Annotated in this window: 1 protein-coding gene; it reads right to left on the bottom strand. The window is 69.0% G+C overall.

What is annotated here, in order from left to right; translation table 11 throughout:
• Positions 1-329, bottom strand: a 329-nt coding sequence (locus WA788_RS35720) for an acyltransferase domain-containing protein (protein WP_335984692.1), incomplete at both ends; no start/stop codon positions are given.

The raw sequence follows: 329 nt of genomic DNA, 5'->3' as shown, positions 1-329 counted from the left end.
GCCGCCAGCGCGGCAACAACTTCACCGAACCGCACCGGCTCCCGCAAATTCCGATACCAATACCCGCCATCCAGCTGGGCGGTATCCACCACCCGCGCCTCAAGCGTCGAATAGAACGGCACCGGACTACTCACCGGGGACAGTCCCGCCAGATCCTCGCCCAACCGGTCCTCGACCGCCTCGACATGTGCGGTGTGGGAGGCGTAATCCACCGCGATCCGTCGCGCCCCGCGCTCCGCGAACGCCTCGACGAACTCCCCACACGCCTGCGCGGCGCCGGCGACCACGACCTGGCGGGGAGCGTTGACCGCCGCGATCGACAAGTCCCC

This window comes from Streptomyces sp. CA2R106 (genome assembly GCF_037034245.1).
Taxonomy (GTDB): domain Bacteria; phylum Actinomycetota; class Actinomycetes; order Streptomycetales; family Streptomycetaceae; genus Actinacidiphila.
This window is presented reverse-complemented; position numbering and strand designations above follow the sequence as displayed.